The 19286-nt window shown below is 40.8% G+C and carries 20 protein-coding genes and 1 pseudogene; 14 read left to right on the top strand and 7 right to left on the bottom strand.

Going from position 1 to position 19286, the window contains the following annotated elements; all coding sequences use genetic code 11:
* From ACE1TI_RS18400 to pepF, 7 genes and pseudogenes are all read left to right on the top strand, one after another.
* Nucleotides 1-167 (top strand): annotated as a pseudogene (locus ACE1TI_RS18400) (transposase); the annotation flags it as partial.
* A 256-nt stretch (nt 168-423) separates the two neighbouring features.
* Entirely contained in the window at nt 424-987 is a 564-nt protein-coding gene (locus tag ACE1TI_RS18395) for a GNAT family N-acetyltransferase (protein WP_375009002.1), read from the top strand.
* Between the two features lie 53 nt (nt 988-1040).
* The gene (locus tag ACE1TI_RS18390; RefSeq protein WP_375009001.1) at nt 1041-1178 is read left to right on the top strand and encodes a hypothetical protein; all 138 of its coding nucleotides are present in this window, start codon (nt 1041-1043) and stop codon (nt 1176-1178) included.
* Nucleotides 1179-1749: 571 nt separating this feature from the next.
* A complete protein-coding gene (gene spxA, locus ACE1TI_RS18385; protein WP_375009000.1) occupies nt 1750-2145 on the top strand; it encodes a transcriptional regulator SpxA in 396 nt (131 codons plus the stop codon).
* A gap of 427 nt (nt 2146-2572) precedes the next feature.
* Entirely contained in the window at nt 2573-3244 is a 672-nt protein-coding gene (mecA, locus tag ACE1TI_RS18380) for an adaptor protein MecA (RefSeq protein WP_375008999.1), read from the top strand.
* A gap of 221 nt (nt 3245-3465) precedes the next feature.
* Nucleotides 3466-4665, top strand: a complete 1200-nt coding sequence (locus tag ACE1TI_RS18375) for a competence protein CoiA (RefSeq protein WP_375008998.1) — start codon at nt 3466-3468, stop codon at nt 4663-4665.
* A 59-nt stretch (nt 4666-4724) separates the two neighbouring features.
* Complete coding sequence (pepF, locus tag ACE1TI_RS18370; RefSeq protein WP_375008997.1) at nt 4725-6539, top strand: oligoendopeptidase F; 1815 nt, start codon at nt 4725-4727, stop codon at nt 6537-6539.
* Between the two features lie 62 nt (nt 6540-6601).
* Here pepF and ACE1TI_RS18365 read toward each other — a convergent pair whose 3' ends face one another.
* The 5 genes from ACE1TI_RS18365 to ACE1TI_RS18345 form a co-directional block, all read right to left on the bottom strand.
* Entirely contained in the window at nt 6602-6775 is a 174-nt protein-coding gene (locus ACE1TI_RS18365) for a hypothetical protein (RefSeq protein ID WP_375008996.1), read from the bottom strand.
* Between the two features lie 78 nt (nt 6776-6853).
* A complete protein-coding gene (locus ACE1TI_RS18360) occupies nt 6854-7768 on the bottom strand; it encodes a ClpXP adapter SpxH family protein (protein ID WP_375009003.1) in 915 nt (304 codons plus the stop codon).
* A 23-nt stretch (nt 7769-7791) separates the two neighbouring features.
* On the bottom strand, nt 7792-8175 hold the full coding sequence (locus tag ACE1TI_RS18355; RefSeq protein WP_375008995.1) for a globin domain-containing protein: 384 nt from the start codon (nt 8173-8175) through the stop codon (nt 7792-7794).
* A gap of 879 nt (nt 8176-9054) precedes the next feature.
* The gene (locus tag ACE1TI_RS18350; RefSeq protein WP_375008994.1) at nt 9055-9729 is read right to left on the bottom strand and encodes a lytic transglycosylase domain-containing protein; all 675 of its coding nucleotides are present in this window, start codon (nt 9727-9729) and stop codon (nt 9055-9057) included.
* A gap of 141 nt (nt 9730-9870) precedes the next feature.
* The gene (locus tag ACE1TI_RS18345) at nt 9871-10455 is read right to left on the bottom strand and encodes a CYTH domain-containing protein (RefSeq protein ID WP_375008993.1); all 585 of its coding nucleotides are present in this window, start codon (nt 10453-10455) and stop codon (nt 9871-9873) included.
* Between the two features lie 164 nt (nt 10456-10619).
* Between ACE1TI_RS18345 and ACE1TI_RS18340 the strand changes: the two genes are divergently transcribed.
* The 4 genes from ACE1TI_RS18340 (at nt 10620) to ACE1TI_RS18325 (ending at nt 13472) form a co-directional block, all read left to right on the top strand.
* Nucleotides 10620-11003: a UPF0738 family protein gene (locus tag ACE1TI_RS18340; RefSeq protein ID WP_375008992.1), complete on the top strand. Its 384-nt coding sequence runs from the start codon at nt 10620-10622 to the stop codon at nt 11001-11003.
* 105 nt (nt 11004-11108) lie between these two features.
* Nucleotides 11109-11741 carry a GTP diphosphokinase gene (yjbM, locus tag ACE1TI_RS18335; RefSeq protein ID WP_375008991.1) on the top strand — a complete coding sequence of 211 codons (633 nt, stop codon included), beginning with the start codon at nt 11109-11111 and terminating at the stop codon, nt 11739-11741.
* Nucleotides 11742-11769: 28 nt separating this feature from the next.
* The gene (locus ACE1TI_RS18330) at nt 11770-12564 is read left to right on the top strand and encodes an NAD kinase (protein ID WP_375008990.1); all 795 of its coding nucleotides are present in this window, start codon (nt 11770-11772) and stop codon (nt 12562-12564) included.
* 2 nt (nt 12565-12566) lie between these two features.
* Nucleotides 12567-13472: an RluA family pseudouridine synthase gene (locus tag ACE1TI_RS18325; protein WP_375008989.1), complete on the top strand. Its 906-nt coding sequence runs from the start codon at nt 12567-12569 to the stop codon at nt 13470-13472.
* A 63-nt stretch (nt 13473-13535) separates the two neighbouring features.
* Here the strand turns inward: ACE1TI_RS18325 and ACE1TI_RS18320 are convergent, their stop codons facing one another.
* Nucleotides 13536-13976, bottom strand: coding sequence for a hypothetical protein (locus ACE1TI_RS18320; RefSeq protein ID WP_375008988.1), 441 nt, complete (start codon nt 13974-13976; stop codon nt 13536-13538).
* A 5-nt stretch (nt 13977-13981) separates the two neighbouring features.
* Nucleotides 13982-14746, bottom strand: a complete 765-nt coding sequence (gene prpE, locus ACE1TI_RS18315; protein WP_375008987.1) for a bis(5'-nucleosyl)-tetraphosphatase PrpE — start codon at nt 14744-14746, stop codon at nt 13982-13984.
* A gap of 248 nt (nt 14747-14994) precedes the next feature.
* On the opposite strand from prpE, the gene fabI reads away from it, so the two are divergent.
* The 3 genes from fabI to ptsG all read left to right on the top strand — a co-directional run bounded on the left by fabI (nt 14995) and on the right by ptsG (nt 19275).
* Nucleotides 14995-15783, top strand: coding sequence for an enoyl-ACP reductase FabI (gene fabI, locus ACE1TI_RS18310; protein ID WP_375008986.1), 789 nt, complete (start codon nt 14995-14997; stop codon nt 15781-15783).
* A gap of 327 nt (nt 15784-16110) precedes the next feature.
* Nucleotides 16111-16947, top strand: coding sequence for a glucose PTS transporter transcription antiterminator GlcT (gene glcT, locus ACE1TI_RS18305; RefSeq protein WP_375008985.1), 837 nt, complete (start codon nt 16111-16113; stop codon nt 16945-16947).
* Between the two features lie 270 nt (nt 16948-17217).
* A complete protein-coding gene (ptsG, locus tag ACE1TI_RS18300) occupies nt 17218-19275 on the top strand; it encodes a glucose-specific PTS transporter subunit IIBC (RefSeq protein WP_375008984.1) in 2058 nt (685 codons plus the stop codon).
* The last annotated feature ends 11 nt before the right edge of the window (nt 19276-19286 follow it).

The raw sequence follows: 19286 nt of genomic DNA, 5'->3' as shown, positions 1-19286 counted from the left end.
CGCGCCGAAAAACGGACGTGGAGAGTGTATTTGGTCATGTCAAACAAAACCTCGGGTACCAGCGATTCCTCCTGCGAGGGCTGGAAAAAGTCCACGTGGAGTTCGGCTGGGTAGCCCTGGCTCACAACATGAGAAAAGTGGCGGCGGCGAAACGCCGCCAAAAGAAGCAAGCAGCATAAACATCTACAAAAAAAGCCATGGTCACCATCTTCTTGGATGGCGTCCATGGCTTTTCAGTTTAGAGGCTTTTGATACAGCCCCCTTACTTATTGTGAAATAGATAAACCTCTGCATGCAAATAAACTGCACAGGTAAAGCTAATAATAAATAATTTCTCGAGATCAAGCATGATTAGAAAGAATAAGAGTTACAAACGAGAGGCATTCGTTTTATAATAGAAGAAAGACATTAACGGAGGTTCCCATGACTAGAACAAACTGGTACGAAAAATTAAGTCAATATTTTCCGGTAGAAGAGATGAAATCAAAAGAGCATATGGAGCTTTTACTAGAAGAAAAAGGCGATGTATACCACAAAGATGAGGGGCCTCACCATGTAGTGATGTATGTAGAAACAGAAGATTTTATCTTTATCGATTACCTCTTTGTTTCAAAAGAATCACGCGGCCAGGGGCTGGGCCAGAAAATTATAGACCAGCTTAAAACAAAAAGGAAGCCGATTATTTTAGAAGTAGAACCGCTCGATTATGAAGACACCGATACGGAAAAACGTTTGAGGTTTTATCAGCGGGCAGGATTTAAACACGCCTCATCCATTGGATATACGAGAAAATCTCTTGCGACCAATGAAGAAAACAAACTGGAAATTTTGTACTGGTCTCCAGAAAACGAATCGGAAGAAAGTATTTATGAAAAAATGAAGCACACGTATAAAAATATTCATACGTATAAAGATAAAGAACTATACGGCCAATCATATCAAAATGTGGATGAGGTCTTATCGTATAACGAAAAGGAAGAAGCTTAATTCACTTGCTTTTCAAAAAAAGTAATGAGTTCTTACCTGAAGGAGGGTAAATCATGAAAAACAAAGAAAAGCATAAGCACAAGAAAAAACGGGAAGTTTTAAAAGAGCTGCTTCGGAAAAACTTAAAAGACTGGAATAAACTTCCGAATCCAAATAATGGATCAGCGACTTCTTCTAAAACATCTGCATGACAGGTACACAGCTGTCCCATCACATGATTGGGATAGCTCCCTTTTATTTCTATAGTGCGTTCATCGACAATCATTCCGTTATTATGTCATTCAACAGTGTATTGTGCTTCATTTTTAGCAAATAACGGAATCCGTGTCCGCATGAACTTTATTTTGCCCTGATTTTATAGAAATAACGCATCTCATGTCCGTGACTACGTTTTGCTCGGTCACTTTCCTGCTGCTGTGGATTTTCTGTATGCTCAGCACCTTCTTCATTTTAATTTCGTCACAATTTTTTCACATTTTCAGTCAGAAAAGAGGTTTTATCATTGCACAAAGAAGGAATGAGAAAACATATACCGAATAACATTTAATAAAGACTATTTTATTAGGCGGTTAACCTCATTTCCATAGGGGAAAATCAGGAATGAAATAGTTCCTTTTTTTATAATAATCATTTTTGAAAACTCTTTTCAAATTAGAATAATTATTGTATAATTATAGTTGTAACGAAGATGGGTGTTAAGTAATGAAGATAGATCGTTCCATCAATGCGTTTGCATGAATAGGAAGGGAGAGATTAATCCATATGGTTACTTTGCTAACATCCCCAAGCTGCACCTCTTGCCGAAAAGCGAAAGCGTGGCTTGAGGAACAAAATATTCCTTTTGAAGAGCGTAATATTTTTACTGAACCATTAAGTGTACAAGAAGTAAAAGAAATCATCAGGCTAACAGAAGACGGAACTGATGAAATTGTGTCAAAACGCTCGAAAGTCTTCCAGGAATTAGATGTTGAACTCGAAAACCTTCCGCTTCAGCGGCTGTTTGAGTTGATCAGTGAACATCCGGGATTGCTTCGCCGCCCGATTATTTTTGATGAGAAACGCTTGCAGGTAGGGTATAATGAAGCTGAAATCCGCCGGTTTCTCCCACGAAAAGTCCGCACATTTAATTTAATGGAAGCTCAAAAGCTGGTTAATTAAAATTAATCCCATTGAAATATAAAAACTTCTACTTTTTGTAAGCAGTAGAAGTTTTTCTGTTTTTTTATCTTTTTTTAATGCTTTACGCTTGTTATTCTTTTATTGGTATCATAAGATAGGATAAAACATTCATTTTTTGTTTAAGGTAAGGGTAATAAGTTGTGTTTATTCCTTGACAACTTGTATTCTTTCCTTGAAAATTAGTTTTTAATAGCAGGATTGACCGCGTTTTCTCTTTCAGACGCTCCGCTCCCTCATAAAATCATCGGCGGGATGAGCATTGGTCCTTAACAACCTTATTCTTATCGTATACAATAATAGTAATACCGAAGATAAGATTATAGTTGCCCGTCCAAGGGTATGATCTTAATAAAGAGAGAGAACTAGGAAGCGGTATCCACCTTACCTTCAAAGGAGGGAGAAAATCGTGGAAATCGAGAGAATTAATGAGTCAACGGTCAAATTTTATATCACTTACAAAGATATTGAAGACAGAGGATTTGACCGGGATGAGATTTGGTACAACCGCGAACGAGGAGAAGAACTGTTTTTCGAAATGATTAATGAAGCGCATGATCGTGAAGACTTTGAAATTGAAGGTCCATTATGGATTCAGGTTCAAGCGATGGATAACGGCATGGAAATTGTTGTGACTCGAGGCCAGATTTCAGATGGCAATGTAAAGCTTGAAATTCCTGTGTCCCAAAATAAAGGGGAAGACATGCCTGTAGATGACAACATCGTCGATATGCTGGATGAACAATTCCGCTCTTCTCAGAAATCTCGTCAATCTAATGGAAGTCAAGATGCTGAAGAACTCGAAATTGTGATATCCTTTGCTGATTTAGAAGACCTGCTTGCTCTGAGCAAAGCGTTTTATGCAGACAATGTTCAAAATGAAGTTTATCATTTTGAGGGGAATTATTACCTCTACTTGATGTTTGATAATCACTACACCGAAGATGAGCAAGATGATATGGTTAGTCACGTGCTAGAATATGGAGAAGAATCAGATGTATCAATCTTCCGTATTCGTGAGTATGGTAAATCAGTCGTATCATCTAATGGGCTGCAGACCCTGCGAGAAAATTTTTCCTAATATAAAAAACAAGCGGCCGGCTCCGTGATGGGGCTGGTTTTTTGTATTCTGTACTGTTAGGAAAGTAAAATTTTTATTGGTAAACCATATAAGCAAAACTACAGGCAGAAGTTCCTTTAACTTAGGCGGTTCCTTTAAAACGCGATAAGCCGAGTTTTTCTAATGCAAAAAAGAGGAAGGGAGAAAAACATGCAGAATATATTGTATGAAAGGAGGCTGACATGTTTACAGCAATAACAAAAAGCGGTCAAATCATATCACTGCTAAGCCGCCCTCATGATCCATTCCTCGTAGATGATAAATCCCCCTTTTTCTGTCCGGCTTGTTCAGAGCGTGTAGTATTAAAAAAAGGAACCATCCGCCGCTGGCATTTTGCTCATCAAAACAAAACCAATTGTTTCTCTCAATCAGAGCCGGAAACCGAAGAGCATCTCCATGGAAAATCAGTCCTTTATGAATGGTTAACAACCAAAGGCTTTTCTCCAATCCTTGAAGCCTTTCTCCCCTCCATCAACCGTAAAGCTGATTTATTGTTTACCTGGAAAACCCAAACCTTTGCTCTCGAATTTCAATGTTCATCTATTTCTACAGAAGAAGCCCTCCAGCGCAGCAGTGATTATTTATCCATCGAAGTTATGCCTATTTGGATTTATTCTCTTCAACGTTTACGCCAAAAAGGAAAAGGCCGATTTTCTGTGCAATCCTTTGAATGGACAGGGCTGCGTGAGCGTAATATCGATTCCCGTCATGCTTTGATTTACTTATGTCCTGCTGCGGCTTCTTTTTATTATTTATTTCCTCGTGCAATGCCCTCAGCATCTTTCCTTTATGCTGATGTATATTCCCTGCCTGTGTTTGATTCACCTGTTGAACATATCGTAAACCTCCCACCTACAGTAAATGGTCCAGTTGTATGGAATTCTGATTGGCTGCATCAAAAGAAAACGTGGCGCTTTTCTTCCAGCCAATGGAGAGGAAAGCCGGATAAAACATATATAAGGCAAGTATTTGCCGGATATCGATCGGACCTTCCATTTTTTCCTGCTGAAGCAGGCTGGCCGATTTTAAGCATGGAAATATTCCGGACGCCGCCTTATATTTGGCAAAGCTGGTTATTGCTTTGTTTTCTCCCTAAACTCCCTCTTTATCAGCGTTTTTCTCTTCGGATGGTGATCGAAGCGCTTGAGCCGCTTCTGTACGATAATACTTTTATGATTCGGGATTTGCCTTTCCTTTCTTCTCCAATCGAAAAAGCTGTATATTTTTATTTAGAACTGCTTAAACATATAGGGATTTTAACTAATACTGGGAGCGGGTGGAAAAAAATAAATAATATAATCCTGCCTCTTTCATTAGAAGATGCGTTTCACATGGATAAAAAGTGGAGCAGCAACATATTTTACAAAGGAACATTAGATTAATTATTGGTGTTTACTGGGGTTATTCGGTAAAATTGGCAGTAACAATTGGAGGTGTTTCCATGAGTGATCAGGCAACCAAGCAATTGCCAAAAAGAGAAGAAGTGTCAAAGGAATGGACATGGGATTTAGAAGATATTTTTGCAACCGATGAAGAGTGGGAAAAAGAATTTAAAGAAGTAAAAGATTTGCTCCCATCTCTTACCTCATTTAAAGGCAAGCTGGGAGAGTCAGCAGATACTCTTTATCAGGCTCTGAAGAAGCAGGATGAAATTGCGGAACGGTTTGGACGTTTATTTACTTATGCGCATATGCGCTATGATCAGGATACAGGAAATTCGTTTTACCAGGGGCTTGAAGACAGAGCATCGGGCCTTGCGGCCAAACTAGGACAGAAAATGGCCTTTATCGTCCCTGAAATATTATCGATACCAGAAGAGAAGCTGGATCAATTTTTAAAAGAACATAATGATTTAAAACTGTATCAGCATGCTTTAAATGAAATAAATGAACAGCGACCTCACATTTTAAACGAATCAGAAGAGTCAATACTAGCCCAGGTCTCAGAAGTTACAGCCAATCCTGGCAGCACCTTTGGAATGCTGAACAATGCTGATATTAAATTTCCAACCATTAAAAATGAGAACGGGGAAGAGGTGCAAGTCACCCACGGCAGAATTCTGCGTTTTTTTGAAAGTGATGACCGGCGCGTACGCAAAGATGCTTTTGAAGCTGTATACGGCACTTATAAAAAGTTTCGGAATACGTTTGCCAGTACGCTTAGCGGGCAGGTAAAAAAGAACTTGTTTAATGCGAATGTACGAAAATATGATACAGCCCGGCAGGCAGCACTCAGTAAAAATCACATACCCGAAATCGTTTATGACCAGCTGGTAGACACAGTTAATGATCACCTCCATCTGCTGCATCGATATGTTCGCCTGCGAAAGCAAGTGCTGGAGCTCGATGAAATCCACAACTATGATTTATATACGCCGCTTGTAAAAGACGTAGATATGAAAATAAACTATGACGAAGCACAGCAAATGGTTCTTAAGGGGATAGAGCCTCTTGGAGAAGAGTATGTTAAGACAGTAGAAGAGGGATATAAAAGCCGCTGGATTGATGTGTATGAAAACGAAGGGAAAAGAAGTGGTGCCTACTCTTCCGGAGCATACGGGACCATGCCTTATATCTTAATGAACTGGCAGGATAATGTGAACAATATGTTTACGCTCGCTCATGAGCTCGGTCATTCGATGCACAGCTATTTCAGCCGAAAGCATCAGCCGTTTACCTATTCCGATTACACGATTTTTGTAGCAGAAGTAGCTTCGACAGTGAATGAAGCACTGCTTAATGATTATTTGTTAAAAACGACCGAGGATAAGAAAAAGAAAATGTATTTGTTAAATCACTTTCTCGAAGGTTTCCGGGGCACGGTATTCCGTCAAACGATGTTTGCTGAATTTGAGCAGTTGATTCATGAAAAAGCGGAAGTCGGAGAAGCACTTACCCCTGACTTGTTAGAAAAAGAATATTATGCCCTCAATGAAAAATATTTTGGAGAGGATATGACCGTAGACGATGATATTTCGCTCGAATGGTCGCGAATTCCACATTTTTATATGAATTTTTATGTGTATCAATATGCGACCGGCTATAGTGCAGCCGCAGCCCTGTCCAGACAGATTCTCGAAGAAGGAGAGCCTGCTGTCGAGCGCTACTTGGAATTTCTTAAGTCCGGAAGCTCTGATTATCCGATTGAAGTGCTGAAAAAAGCAGGCGTGGATATGACCTCTTCTGCGCCGGTTGAAGAAGCAATGAAGTTGTTTGAACAAACGTTGGAAGAAATGGAACAATTGTTAGAGCAATAGAAAAAAGCCCGATTTGCGGACATTTCGTTCGCAAATCGGGCTTTTCTTTATTTTGAAGATCTCTATAAATGAAACCCTTTAAACCGCCGTCTTTCGCTGAAAAAAAGGACGGTGAAAAACGTAGATAAAAACAACAGCAAACTGCCGATAAATACAGGCAGAAATTTCAATAGTCCTAACACAAATAGACAAAAGCTGATAATAATACATAGGATACCTGTAATTATTTTTTTCAAAATAAATACCCTCCTCTGCTAAAACGATGGCTGCTATACTAACCATGTTTATTAGGGGAGGGACAAGGGTATTCGTATTTAATCTCCAATATAGCGCCAAAAGGTGCCATATTTAACGGGGACACGTTCTATTTTGCGCTGCAGCACTAATTTTTTCAACTGAGCATTTGCTTCACGCTCACTCCAGTCATAGACAACGGCAACTTCTTTTGTTGCTACAAATTCGTATCGTATCAGAAAGCTTTCAAGATCCATCTTTTTTGATGGAGCAGGCGTTTCTCCAAGCATTTCTTTTAAAATCTCTATATACACTTCATATGGATAAAGGCCCGAAATTTTAAGACCGCCGTCTTCTACACAATCGTTAAAAAATACAAAAGTCGGTGCGCGGTCCACTTCCATTTCTTTCGTGGTTTTCATGTCACATTGAAGAGCTTTGACAGCACAATGAGAATGAATATCTTTTTGGAACTCTTCCATATCCAATCCAACATCACGAGCACAGTCCATCAATATCTTTTCATCTGCTATATTTTTTTTATGAATAAATAACATTTCCCGAAGCCGGCGGAAAAATACACTGGCAAGCTGACGACCTTGCATTTCTGCAGCTTTCATAGCAATGGAAGGAGCATAGGCCGACTCAATAGGATTTTCCAGCCAGATATCTCCGTCACATGACATGCCTGTTCTACTGGCTGTAGCTTCGTACAAATCAGCTAAACTTTTTTGTTCTTTTACCTGACGTGCTTCGGTTTTGTTCCAGGTATCAATATCGGCTGCGACAAAAAAGCGCAGTGAAAAATAATGGCCGTATTCAATCATCAGCTTCTTTAACGTTGGTTCAAAAGCCCAGCATTCCGGGCAAAGTGGATCCGTAAATATATATAATTCGAGCTTTTTTTTGTTATGCAGGTTAGTCGTATCATCCTCAGGAGAAAGGCCGCAGATTCCCAGCTGCTCATCGCAATGTAGCTGTTTATCTTCCTTCATCAATGGTCCAGACTCCTTTCTAGTTATTCTTCTGGTGTATTAACCATATGCTGAGCTGTAAATGTTAAACGCTGAAAAAAATCTTCCCGCGGCGGTCCTTCCAGTCCGACTTCATCCATCGCCTGTTCCATACAAAGCAGCCAGGCTTTTGCTCTCGTTGGTGTGATCGGAAAAGGAAGATGTCTCGCTCGTAATCGCGGGTGGCCATGTTCTTCTGTATACAGCGCAGGGCCGCCTAAAAACTGAGTAAGGAACTGTTTTTGTTTTCTTGCTGTTTCTGTTAAGTCATCCGGAAATATAGGATAAAGATCCGGGTGGTTTTTCACATTTGTATAAAATGCATCAACGAGTCGGTCAATCATCTCATGTCCGCCGACCTCATCAAAAGGTACTTTTAGTTCATCCATGTCTTCGTGCTCCTCTCTTTGCACGTTCTTCCTATGTTACTGTTCTTGGAAACACTTGATTTAAGATAACGGCTAAACAAGAGAAATGCAAGAAAAAAGGATTATACATCCAAGAAGTCCTTAGTATATAACTGAATAAAGGTAAGAAACTATATAATTTTGCGCTTTGATGTCTAGCTTCAGCACCCAGCCTATCGGAGGCCCAAGTTAATAGGAACTTCTGCTAAAAACATGAACGTCCTGATCACAACGGGAGAAGTAAACCTATCCAGGGCAAGCCAGTTCGGCGTCGTCACAGGGACGTATTTTCACAGGAGTGGTGATTTCTACGTTTCACTTTCGTCGCCAAAAACGCCACATCCTGTGGGGTTGGCGACATTAGCGCGTTCTGTGCGGCAAAGTGTGCGAATTTAGTAGAAGTTCAATTTTAGCCGAACGTCATTTAAAACATGGGTGCTTGCGCTTTTCTTAACTAAATAGTGAAGCGTTCAGCTTATCTTTTATTGTAGCAACGCTGTTTTAGAACAGCAAATGATTTGGTTTTCCATATTTAGTTAAAATGAAGGAAGATTGGTATTCGTTCTTTTCTCTTTCTCTTTTTCTTTTTTCTTCAGCGTAATAAAAAACAAAAAAGTATTTAAGGTATGGAGCCAGGATCCATTATTTGCATGATTTTCTTCCGTGTACCTGTGTTTGAGGACTGAGGTTCCGCGCTATTAGCTTCAAAATATACGGAACACAGCGTTACAGAAGGTAACAACGGAACGAGGGTCCATAACAGCTGCCAGCGGCCCCATTATTGTAAAATGATCAGAAACAGGGCCTGTCGCAGAGGATCTCCCCACACGAAAAAAAGCCGCCCTAGAAGGACAGCTCTTATTATACGAGAGAGTGATAATTATTCATCACTTTCGGTACATAGTTTTGTGTTTCTTTGAACGGAGGGATGCCGTTGTAACGTTCTACATTGCCAGGGCCTGCATTATATGCGGCCAGGGCAAGGGAGGTATCTCCATTAAACCGGTCAAGCATATCTTTGAGATAGCGTGTACCGCCTTCAATGTTTTGCGAAGGATCATACGGGTCGTCCACGTCTAAATAACGGGCTGTTCCCGGCATAAGCTGCATCAGGCCCATTGCACCAGCATGGCTTTTGGCATTTGGATTAAACTCCGATTCTTGTTGAATTACAGCGTGAACCAAGTTAGGATCTACTCCGTATTTATTGGCTGCAGATTCTATTAATGAAGTAAAATCGTTCGTTTTGCCACTGAACATTTGGTTAGAATGTACGTTTTTTTGATTTATCGCACGATCGCTTGTCGAAACGGAGCCAGCATTTTTTCTCTGAAAATATGGAGAAGCCGCTTCCGGAGATAGAAATAAGGAAGATGATGTGTTTCTTTCTGCCCCTTCTGAACCTAAATCAGAAGTGCTTATCTCTTCATCCAGAAAAGACTGAAAAGCAGAAACGAAGGATGAAGGGTGTATACTAGAAAACGACGAATGATTTGTCATTGGACTTAGCAGCTGCAGCAAAGGAGAAATTGCCAACCTTGTCACCTCGTAGAAGTTTGTTAATGTTGAGATCGACCCAATCCTAGCATTTAAAAGCGGACCAGGTGATGTAGCTGTTCGTATATGAAAAATATACCAAAAAATGTACGTGCCGGCAATCTACTTTCTGCCCTTTATTTAATTCATTTCTTCTTTTCTTGTGAAAAATCGTTTTATTTTATTGGGGGTTGTTCGATAAGGAATATCGTATTTCTGTAACACCTCATCGAGCCATTCTTCTACTTCAGCAGAAGAAGGACCTTCTATTTCTATTTCATAATCTTCTGTATCCAGGTAAACGCTATGATCTAAAAACAAGATTCCCGATTTATAAGGAGCATGGGCTCGTCTGGTTTTCAGCGTTCCCAGCGGCTGCACGTTATTACCAGAAATTTGTACAGACGTTTTAAGCTGATCCTTTACTTCACCAGCAGGGATCCGGGCTGAACGAATAGCTTCCTCGGCATCTTTTTCCGTCAACTCCTGGTTTGTTTCTAACAAACCAGGAGTTGACGGCTGTTTTAACGTAAGTTCATACTGGTTCTTTTTTTGGCGGATCCGAAGCGCTGCCCCTTTATCTCTCAATTTATAACCAGATGTATCAAAGTATGTATTTGCCTGCCATAAAAAATCTTCATCATTAAGGGAGAATGCCTTGCAAAGCGTTTGAAATTCCTTTTCTGTCAGCAGATTTTTTTTCTCTATTTCTTTTTCCTGGGCCATAAACTTCTTCCTTTCTCACTAGTTTAGCAAAATCAAAGACGCAGGTTGTGATTGTATGATACCATATCGTTTGGAATTCGTTTAGGCTGAGAATACAACCCGCTATTAAAAGCAAGTTATGGTAAAATGGAATCTGGAGTAAGCAGGAAAAAAGAGGTGTAACCATGGAACATGTATTAACGGTAACGGAAACAAAAACAGAAGGGAATCAGTTATTATTAATTCCAATTGAAGAATGGCCGGAAAAGGAATGGAATAAATTAAAGGATGGCATGCGCATGTTAGCGGACTCTGATGCATTAACCTTTGTGTATGTCCTGGATTCAGATGAGGCATTTGTCCAGCTGCGCCTGCCAAAGCAAGTATGGCCTGAATTAAAAAAAGCATATGAAAAAGGGTGGGAAGTAAGTGCGAGCGGTCCGTCTTTAATCAAATTAGAACATTTCCACTCGGAAATGGAATACTTACTCGATAACATACCTGGGAACGGAAATTACGGCTCTGCTATGGTGGAGGCAGTAGAAGAAGCATTTGATGTAAAAGCTTAAGAAATCGAACGTCTTCACCTTTCTTTTTAAGCGTCATACGGGATAAAAATCCCAGCGCTTAGAGGCAGCATGGCTTTGTACAATAATAACAGGTGGTGGCTTGTAATGAGTAACTGGGACACGTTTTTGTCACCTTATAAACAGGCGGTAGAAGAGCTGAAAGTAAAATTAAAGGGACTCCGCGAGCAGTATCAACGGTCATCCAAACACACACCCATTGAATTTGTTACAGGAAGAGTAAAGCCTGTAACCAGCATATTAGAAAAAGCTCAGCGAAAAAGTATTCCGCTGGACCGGCTCTCAAGAGATATGCAGGATATTGCCGGAGTAAGGCTTGTCTGTCAGTTTGTTAATGATATTGATACGATTGTCGATCTCATTCGTTCTCGTACCGACTTTCATGTTATGGAAGAAAGAGATTATATAAAAAAGAAAAAAGAAAGCGGCTATCGTTCGTATCACATGGTCATTGAATATCCCGTACATACCATCGATGGAAAAAAAGAAGTCCTTGTTGAAGTGCAGGTCCGGACGATGGCGATGAATTTTTGGGCCACAATTGAACACTCTTTAAATTATAAATACAGTGGTGAAATACCAACCGATATAAAAGAGCGTCTGCAAAGTGCAGCGGAAGCAGCATTTAAGCTCGACGAAGAAATGTCGAAAATAAAAGGGGAAGTTCGGGAAGCGCAGCAAATACTTATTAAAAACCGAGAAGAAAGCCGCTCGAAATAATGGACAGGAAGGAAAGGAGGCGTTTTGAATGCACTTTAGCGTGACTTCGCGAGGGGACGATACATCTAACGCTTTACGTAAAAAAATTATCGATTATCTGCAGGAATTCGGTTTAAAACTAAACGATGAAACACCGGATATTGTTATTACGGTAGGAGGGGATGGCACCCTCTTGCACGCTTTTCACCACTTTCACGAACGCCTTGATGAAACAAGCTTTGTCGGCATACACACCGGACATTTAGGGTTCTATGCAGACTGGAAGCCGGAAGAGGTAGAAAAATTGGTGATCCACATTGCCAAAACACCATTTCAAGTGGTGGAATACCCGCTTCTGGAAGTCGTTGTGCGCCATCACAACGGTCCACAGTCCGATCGTTACTTGGCTCTGAATGAGTGTACCGTAAAAACGATGGAAGGATCTTTGGTATGTAATGTTGATATTAAAGGGGAGAAATTTGAAACATTCCGAGGAGACGGTCTTTGCATCTCCACCCCTTCAGGAAGTACCGCTTATAATAAAGCGCTCGGAGGAGCTATTCTGCATCCTTCTTTAGCATCGATGCAGCTTTCAGAAATGGCTTCTATTAACAATCGCGTGTACCGTACCGTTGGGTCACCGCTCATATTGCCTCAGCATCACACCTGTCTTCTTAAACCTTTGAATGACGTGGAAATGCAAATAACGATTGACCATAAATCAATGATTGATCAGTCGGTAAAATCGATTCAGTGCCGGGTAGCAGAAGAAAAAGTAAGATTTGCTCGATTCAGGCCTTTTACATTTTGGAAAAGGGTCAAAGAGTCATTTATTGGTGAATAAAAATGAAGCAGAATCATTGGCTTCAATGGAACGTTCCTGTGTTAAAGAAAAGCATCTCTGTAAAAGAATACTTACGGGATCAAAAAGGAATGTCCTTAACGACCTTAAAGTCTGCGAAAATGAACGGAAGCATTCTTTGTGACGGACGGCCGGTGACGGTCCGCCATATGCTTCAAGGAGGAGAAGTATTGCACATTTCTCTTCCTGCGGCCCCCTTGCCGTCTTCTATTCCTCTTTGTTCGCTTCCTTTAGAGATTTTGTTTGAAGACGAACATGTCCTGATAATAAATAAACCTCCTCATCTTCCTACCATGCCTGGCAGAGGAGAGGAAAAAGAATCCCTCGCAGGAGCGGTGCTGCAGTATTACGTAAACCAGAACCTGCCCTCTTCCTTTCATGCTGTTTCTAGATTAGACAGACAAACAAGCGGTATTGTTGCGATTGCAAAGCATACTTATGCTCATCAAAGACTGGCTGATTTTTTTCAAAAAGGAATAGGAAAGAAATATTATATCGGAATTGTGAATGGAAGGTGGGAGCAGCCAGAAGGAATAATCAATCGCCCGATTGCCAGAAAGCCAGATAGTATCATCGAACACCAGGTCCACCCCGCTGGAAAACAAGCCAAAACAGGTTACAAAGTAGAAAAAACTGTCTGTGGCCATGATGTTACAAGATTTACTTTATATACGGGAAGAACCCACCAAATTCGTGTGCACACCGCTTTTGCTGGTCATCCTTTAATAGGAGACAGTTTGTATGGTAACCGAAGTGAGCTGATACAAAGACAAGCACTGCATGCCGCAAAGCTTCAATTTTGCCATCCTGTTTTTGAAAGCTGGCATACTATTACTGCAGATCTTCCAGAAGACATGAGAAGGCTTATCGAGGATGAGTTGACGTTATAAATAGGAAGGGGCTTTTAAAAGCGCTACTGTTATAGAGATACCCTTCCTTTATATATCTGGAAATTATTCTTTTTTTATATTTTCCATCGTATCTTCAAGGATTTTTTCTTCCTCTTCATCATAAACATTGATAACGATAGACTCTTCTACATCCACATCCTGTAAATCCTCTTCGATGGAAAAACTTTCACTTATAAAAAAGCCTCTGCCCTCTTCAATAGAAAAACGTTCTGGAACACCTTGGTTATCCGTTTTATATAAAATTTTGTCAGAACCCAATCGTTCAGCAAGCTGATCTTTTATAGTGAAGTCGGCATACAACTCATCAGAGGAACGATCCCCATCATTTCGGAGCATTGCATAAATCGTCAGCATGCTCCGATTATTGTCTACGAGAATATAGCTCTTTTCCTGATCGAGATTTATATTGGCGTCGCCCTGGCATCCGATTAAAAATGACAAAGAGCTTACAAAGGTAATAAGTAAAACGGCGGCACGGTTCATGTTATTCACCTGCTTTTTCGAATCGGTGTCTCCTCAAATGAACGGAATTTTTCCGGTACAAACGGCATCGTAGAAGAAGTATGGCTGAAGGACATTTCCGGATAGTGCAGGGCGGTTAATTTCCCGCCAAACACGCATCCTGTATCGATATTAATCGTGTTTCCAACGATGCGAGGTTCCAGGACAGGAGTATGGCCATAAACAATCAGCCGTTTTCCTGAATAGGAGGCAGACCAGTCCCGTCTAACCGGAGTGCCGTCCGGATTTTTTTCACCAGTTATGTCTCCGTATAATACAAACGCTTTTACAGATTTATTTTCTTTTCCTATCATGTCTTCCCGGATTCCGGCATGAGCGGCGACAACCTGGTCATCGTCAAGCCGCTGGTAAAGAGGAGCATTTTCATACAAACTCATAAAGGCTTTACGAATGAATTTGCATTCTCGTTTCGAAAGTGCTTCTAGTTCCGCCACGGTTGTTTCTAATCCGTGCTTAATCATAACGTTTCTTCCAAGAAAATAACGATACAATTTGTCACAATGATTTCCGGGAACGTAATAAGCAGCTCCCTTTTGAACCATGTCAGTAATTAATTGGATGGAGGCGACAGAATTTGGCCCTCTGTCTGTTAAATCTCCAATAAAAACAGGCTGGCGTCCAGAAGGATGCACGTAAATGGAACCCTTTGATTGATAGCCTATCTGCTTCAACAACGTAATCAATTCATCAAAACAGCCATGTATATCTCCAATAAAGTCGTATGCGGCCATATTCTGTTCTCCTTCCAATAATTAACTGAATGTATTATAGTAAAAATAATAACAAATGTTATAAGAAAATCCTAATGTAAACTGGTAGTTCTGTATTCCTACTTTCTCTCTGCTGAGAAACTTTAAACCTGAAGTTTCGTATCTATGTTGGGAAGCAGCAGAAAAGAATGATATAATGTGCTTGTTACCAGGTGATAAGATCAACTATTGAAGAAAAGAAATTCTTTATAAAAAAGGAGCGATTCATAATGAACCTGTCTTTAGAAGGGCGCACATACGTCGTTATGGGGGTGGCCAACAAGAGAAGCATTGCATGGGGAATAGCACAAAGCCTGGCAAAGGCTGGAGCCAGATTAGTGTTTACATATGCAGGAGAACGTCTCGAAAAAAACGTAAGACAGCTTGCAGATACGCTTGACCGCGATGATTCTGTGATTTTGCCTTGTGACATTTCCGATGATGAGGAAATTAAAAAGTCATTTCAGCAGATTAAAGAGGAAGTCGGCGTTATTCACGGGCTTGCCCACTGTATTGCGTTTGCTAACAAAGAGGAATTAGACGGAGATTATTTAAACACCACAAGAGAAGGCTTCTTGCTCGCGCATAATATCAGTGCTTATTCTCTTACAGCCGTTGCGAAAGTTGTGCGGGAACTTGATCTGATGAACGAAGGCGGCTCGATTGTGACGATGACATATCTTGGCGGAGAAAAAGTAGTGAAAAACTACAACGTCATGGGAGTAGCAAAAGCTTCTCTTGACGCAAGCGTGCGCTATCTTGCAAATGACCTCGGAAAAGATAACATCCGTGTTAACGCCATTTCAGCTGGCCCGATCCGGACTCTTGCGGCAAAAGGTATCGGCGGATTTAACGACGTATTAAAGGAAATGGAAGAAAAAGCACCGCTGCGCCGCCCTACTTCTCAAGAAGAAGTCGGTGACACAGCTCTCTTTTTAATGAGTGATTTGTCTAGAGGGATTACAGGAGAGCTCATTCATGTCGACGGCGGCTACAACACAATCGGCATGCTTAACTAGATAGGAACATGGGCTGTCTCCATTTGTTGGGGCCGGCCTTTTTTTTATTTGTTATTTGAGTCACATGGACACTCGTTCCGTTCATTATTTTAAACCAGTGTCGCTGGAAGGTTTCAGCAGCAAAAAAACGGATTCCATGTTCGCAAGAACCCAATTTCACAAGCAATTATAGTAATAACGACCCAATGTCTGTGGCCACATTCACCTTTTCCGAACTATTGCAGTTATTGATGTTGATAAGCATTGAGCAAAGAATCCAGGTTGACGGTAAAGCGTTTGTTTCGGTATGATTATAGACCGAAGCTATTAGGAAGATGGGGTTGGAGTATGAAGGTTAAAAAAATTTTGAATAACAACGTCATCATTGCGGAACATCCTGACTATGAAGAAGTCGTCCTTACCGGTAAAGGACTAGGCTTTGGCAAGAAAACTGGAGATGTTGTAGAGGAGAGCGGAGCGGAGAAATTTTTCGTATTAAAAGACCAGGGGGAACAAGAGCAGTACAAGCAGCTGCTTATCGAAGTGGATGAAGCGTTTATCGGATGCATGAATGAATGTATGGCTATGCTCGAAAACCGTTTTAACGTCACCCTTCATGAACATATACACGTGGCATTAACAGATCATTTATATTATGCCGTTCACCGCCAGAAACAAGGTCTTGAAGTACGCAATCCGTTTCTGGCCGAAACAGAGCTTGCTTATCCGGAGGAATTTCAAGCAGCAAGAGAGCTGCTTTTGCATGTAGAAGAATGTACAGGTACCGTGATGCCCGAAGGAGAGGTTGGTTTTGTCGCTCTCCATATCCACAGTGCTCTCACAAGGCGTTCACTAACAGAAGTAAATGCCCATACCAAGCTGGTTTCAGACCTTGTTAAACGAATAGAAGATACGTTAAATGTGTCAATGAACCCTAAAGAGCTTGATCACCAGCGGCTGCTGAGGCATTTACATCAGGCTATAGAAAGAATTCAAAACGACAATTATACAGATGAACCGGAATCATTAAAAAATGTGTTGAAAAAAGAATATCCGTTGTGCTACAATTTGTCATGGAAATTAATTAAGATGATGCAGCAAGCACTACGAAAGCCGGTTCCAGAAAGTGAAGCGGTCTATTTAACACTCCACTTGCAAAGGCTTTCAAGACAAAATCATACATGAAGCTTAACCAATCACATTCCGTGTTACTGGTCATACAGGCATGAGAGAAAAAGATTGGTTCTCTGAAAAACGGGACACGTGTATCCAAATCACGTTTTGTCTCTTTTTCGGCGAACCCTTTTCTCTCATGCCTTTTTTAATTTTTACTGTTAGTAAAACAACAACTAACGAACAGTAAGTATTAACATGGATGGTTTCATTCTTTTTAGGAGTTTCATTAAACCATAGTGCTTTGCATCAACTTGCTAAAATTAAAGGAGGAAAAGAAAAATGTTTAAAAAGGCATTTGGTGTGCTTCAGCGCATCGGCAGAGCATTGATGCTTCCTGTCGCTTTGCTCCCGGCAGCTGGTTTACTGCTTGCCATCGGTACTGCGATGCAAGAAGACAATATGATTAATATTCTGCCGTTTTTAGATTCAGCTCCGGCTCAGCTAATATCTGAATTAATGTCCGAAGCCGGGGGCATTGTTTTTGACAACCTGCCTGTCATCTTTGCAATTGGTGTGGCCCTTGGGCTTGCTAATGGTGACGGGGTAGCAGGGCTTGCAGCACTTATCGGCTATTTTATTATTAATGTCACCATGGGAGTTGTTGTTGGAATAAATGGGGAAATGATTGAAGATAATCCGGCTTATGCCGAAATGCTCGGAATACCTACCTTACAAACCGGGGTATTCGGAGGTATTATAGCCGGTGCACTTGGTGCATTTATGTTTAATCGTTATTACAATATCGAACTTCCGCAATACTTAGGATTTTTTGCCGGCAAGCGTTTTGTTCCGATTGCGACTGCTTTTGGCGGATTAATTATCGGTGCCTTCCTTACCGTCGTGTGGCCGCCTGTGCAGGAATTATTAAATGGAATGTCTTATCTAGTGACCGAAGCGAACACGACCATATCTGCTTTTGTATTTGGTGTTATTGAAAGAGCTCTTATTCCATTCGGTCTGCATCACGTATTTTATAATCCATTTTGGTATGAATTTGGATCTTATGTAAATGCAGCTGGGCAGACTGTAACAGGGGACCAACAGATCTTTTTTGCGCAATACCGTGACGGAGTAGAAGAGTTCACAGCAGGAACCTTTATGACAGGGAAATTCCCATTTATGATGTTTGGTCTTCCTGCTGCAGCACTGGCTATTTATCACTGTGCTAAACCGGAAAACAAAAAATATGTAGCTGGTATTATGGGGTCTGCTGCATTGACGTCTTTTCTTACCGGTATCACAGAGCCAATCGAATTTAGTTTCTTATTTGTAGCACCATTATTGTTTGCGATTCATACCATTTTTGCCGGGTTATCCTTTATGGTCATGCATCTGCTCGATGTAAAAATTGGGATGACGTTCTCCGGCGGGGTTATTGACTACTTCTTGTTTGGTATTATCCCAAATGCTACAGCTTGGTGGCTTGTCATTCCTGTAGGATTGTGTTTCTCTGTTATCTATTATTTTGGCTTCCGCTTTGCGATTACGAAATTTAATCTTATGACGCCAGGGCGCGAAGAAACAGCTGAAGTACAGGCTGATACAACTTCTGAGAGCGGCAGCAGCGACTTACCATATAACATTTTAGAAGCATTCGGCGGAAAAGAAAATTTGAAAAATCTTGATGCTTGTATTACAAGACTTCGAATTACGGTTAATGACAAAAATGAAGTCGACAAAGACCGATTAAAGCAGCTTGGTGCTTCAGGAGTCATGGAAGTCGGCAATAACGTACAGGCCATTTTCGGACCGCAGTCTGATGCGCTAAAATCTCAAATGCAGGATATTATTGAAGGACGAGCCCCTTCTGAACCGTTAAATAAAGAGCCTGAATTTGATCCGAAAAAAGAAGCAGAGCCAGCCATTAAACCAGAAACAGGCGGCACCGTTTCTATTGGCAGTCCGGCAAACGGGGAAATACTTTCGATTGAAGAGGTACCAGACGATGTGTTTGCAGGAAAAATGATGGGCGATGGCTTTGCTATTAAGCCTTCAGACGGTGAATTTGTTTCACCGGTGGACGGGGTCATTAATAACGTGTTCCCAACAAAGCATGCGGTTGGAATTAAAACGAAAGATGGCCTTGAAATTTTGCTTCACATTGGAATTGATACAGTTAATATGCAAGGAGAAGGCTTTGAGGTCTTTGTAGAAGAAGGAGAAAATATTCAAAAAGGACAGCTTTTAGTGAAAGCAGACCTTATACTGATTGAAGAAAAAGCTAAATCTACAATTACTCCGGTAGTATTTACCAGCCTTTCTGAAGATCAGTCTGTGAAAGTGAAGAAAAATCAAGCAGTCACAAAAGAAGATAAAGACGTAGTAGAAATTCAATAAGAAGTAACCCC

This window comes from Alteribacillus sp. JSM 102045, assembly GCF_041949975.1.
GTDB lineage: Bacteria > Bacillota > Bacilli > Bacillales > Marinococcaceae > Alteribacillus.
Note: the sequence above shows the minus strand (reverse complement) of the source record. Positions and strands in the feature narration are given on the sequence as shown.